2 protein-coding genes and 1 pseudogene are annotated in these 2761 nt (G+C 64.6%); 2 read left to right on the forward strand and 1 reads right to left on the reverse strand.

Translation table 11 applies throughout. The features are described 5' to 3' along the window. Window positions 1-428 (reverse strand): annotated as a pseudogene (gene aroE, locus ACIQ47_RS16090) (shikimate dehydrogenase); the annotation flags it as partial. A 95-nt stretch (window positions 429-523) separates the two neighbouring features. On the opposite strand from aroE, the gene ACIQ47_RS16095 reads away from it, so the two are divergent. Beyond that, on the forward strand, window positions 524-1672 hold the full coding sequence (locus tag ACIQ47_RS16095) for a trans-sulfuration enzyme family protein (RefSeq protein WP_396439041.1): 1149 nt from the start codon (window positions 524-526) through the stop codon (window positions 1670-1672). Further along, on the forward strand, window positions 1653-2761 hold a 1109-nt coding region (locus ACIQ47_RS16100), incomplete at its 3' end, for an MFS transporter (RefSeq protein WP_396439042.1). The genes ACIQ47_RS16095 and ACIQ47_RS16100, both read left to right, overlap by 20 nt.

Here is a 2761-nt window from a genome sequence, read left to right on the forward strand (position 1 = left end):
TGCTCGGCCAACAGCGGCAGCAAGGCCCCGCGTGTGGCACCCCCCGCTCCCAAAATCAACACACGCCGCCCTTGTAGCGGACAGCCCAGGTTGTGCACCACATCACGCACCAGGCCCACGCCGTCAAAATTTTCGGCATACACCTTGTCGCCCTCGAACTTCATGGCATTCACGGCACCGGCCATTTGCGCGCTGGGGGCCAGGTCGGTGGCGTAGGCAAAAGCGTCGAGCTTGAAGGGCGCGGTCACATTCATGCCCCGCCCGCCCGAGGCCCGAAACGCGTCCACTGTGGCCGCAAACTCGCCCAAGGGGCCGAGCAACTTGCCGTAGTCGATGTCTTGCCCCGTGACGTGCGCAAAAGCGCTGTGGATCAGGGGCGATTTGCTTTGCACAATGGGGTTGCCGATCACGGCGTAGCGGTCTGTCATGAAAAAATTCCAGAGGTCAAGAACTGGATCTTATCGCCACCGTTGCTGTCGCCTCGCAGACCCTGCACTTCGGGTCGGTGGCTATACTTTTGCCAATGAAAACAAACAAACCCCTGCGTTTTGAAACTTTGGCTGTGCATGCGGGGCACGGCGTCGACCCTTCCACCGGGGCGGTGGTCGATCCGATTCACCTGTCCACCACCTTTGAGCGGGACCCCGACGGCAGCTACCCGCACGGCTACCTGTACTCGCGCAACCACAACCCCAACCGCAATGGCCTGGAGGCCGCTTTGTCGGCCCTGGAAGGCGGCGCAGGCGCTGCCGCTTTTGGCTCGGGCCTGGCCGGTGTCACGGCCATCTTTCAGGGTCTGCAGCCGGGCGACCATGTGCTGGCCCCGTCCGACATCTACCACGGCACAGCCAATGTGCTCAAACACCTGTTTGCCAAATGGCAGGTCAGCGCCAGCTTTGTGGACATGACCCGTCTGGACACGGTGCGTGCGGCCATGCAGCCCAACACCAAAATGGTCTGGATCGAAACCCCCTCCAACCCGCTGATGCAGTGCGTGGACATTGCCGCCGTGGCCGAGATAGCCCACGCGGGTGGCGCACGCGCCATTGCCGACAACACCTTTGCATCGCCCGTGTTGCAGCGCCCACTCGATTTGGGTTGCGACATGGTCATGCACGCCACGACCAAGTACCTGGGTGGCCGCAGCGATGTGCTGGGCGGCATCGTCATCACCCGCCAGGACGACGCGCACTTTGCCGCCTTGCGCACCGCGCAGCTGTTTGGCGGCGGTGTGCCTTCGCCGTTTGACTGCTGGTTGGTCATGCGCAGCTTGCCCACCCTGCCCTACCGCATGCAGGCGCATTGCGCCAATGCCGACAAGGTGGCCCGCTTTTTGAACGAGCACCCGCAAGTCAGCGCCGTGCACTACCCGGGCCTGGAGGGCAACGCCTTTCACGCGGTTGCCAAAAAGCAGATGTCGGGCTTTGGCGGCATGCTGTCGTTTGAAGCCAAAGGCGGCAAGGACGCGGCGATGGCCCTGGCCGCGAATGTGGCGATCTTCACCCGCGCCACCAGCTTGGGCGGTGTGGAAAGCCTGATCGAGCACCGCGCCTCGATCGAAGGGCCTGAGAGCAAGACCCCGCAAGGTCTGTTGCGCGTCTCGGTGGGCCTGGAGCATGCCGACGACCTGATCGACGACCTGGCGCAAGCCCTTGAACGCGCCCGCAGCTGAGCGTCTGCCCTCTGGGGCACGCCCCTCGCTGGCGGTGGCCTTGATTGTGTTGGCCCAGTGCCTGAGCACCTCGCTGTGGTTCAGCCCCAGCGGGGTGGCCGACAGCCTGATGCGCGATTGGCAGCTGAGTGCGGCCGCTTTCAGCTGGCTTTTGGCGGCCACCCAACTGGGTTTCATCGCGGGCACACTGGCGTTTGCCTTCAGCGGCGCGGCCGACCGGTTTCAGCCGACACGCATTTTTGTGGTGTGCAGCCTGCTGGGGGCACTGGCCAATGCCGCCGTCACCTGGGGCGTGACCGATTACGGCCTGTTTTGGAGCCTGCGCTTTGTGGTAGGCATGTGCCTGGCCGGCATCTACCCGCTGGGCATGAAGATGCTGGTGCAGCGCGTGGGCAGCAAACCCGCAGCGGCCTTGGGCTGGCTGGTGGGCATGCTGACGCTGGGCACGGCCATGCCGCATGCCTTGCGCGCATTGGGCCAAAGCTGGCCCTGGCCTGAAGTGCTGCTGGGCTCGTCGGTGCTGGCCCTGCTGGGCGCGGTGCTGGTGGGCTGGATGGGACAAGCGCCCAAGCAACAAACATCTTTAACTGAACCCATGGCACCTCCTGCCACACCGGTTCGCCTGAGCACACAGGCCTTGCGCGCGGTGATTGCGGTGCGCGGTTTTCGGGCATCGGCGCTGGGCTACTTTGGCCACATGTGGGAGCTGTACGCATTCTGGAGTGTGCTGCCTTGGCTGAGCCTGCCCATTGCGCGCGCCTTGACCGTACCGGGCGAGCCTTTGGCCCCCGCTGTGGCCTGGATCAGCTTTGCCGTCATCGGCATCGGCTTTTTTGGCTGCGTGCTGGGCGGCCTGTGGAGCCGCCGCGTGGGCAGCGCCAAGGTGGCGGCCAGTGCTTTGGCGGCCTCGGGCCTGATGTGCGTGGGCTACCCCTTCATTCCGGACAGCTGGCCGCTGGTGCAGCTGGGGTCTTTGCTGTTTTGGGGCGTTTGTGTGGTGGCCGATTCGCCGCAGTTTTCGGCCATGTCTTCGCAATACGCACCGCCCCAGTGGCTGGGCAGCGCGCTGGTGCTGCAAAACGGCGTGGG

Source organism: Limnohabitans sp. (assembly GCF_044373035.1).
GTDB lineage: Bacteria > Pseudomonadota > Gammaproteobacteria > Burkholderiales > Burkholderiaceae_C > Limnohabitans_A.

Coding starts and splice junctions, on each gene's coding strand:
- ACIQ47_RS16095 (WP_396439041.1), top strand. CDS start 524: ATGAAAACAAACAAACCCCTGCGTTTTGAAACTTTGGCTGTGCATGCG.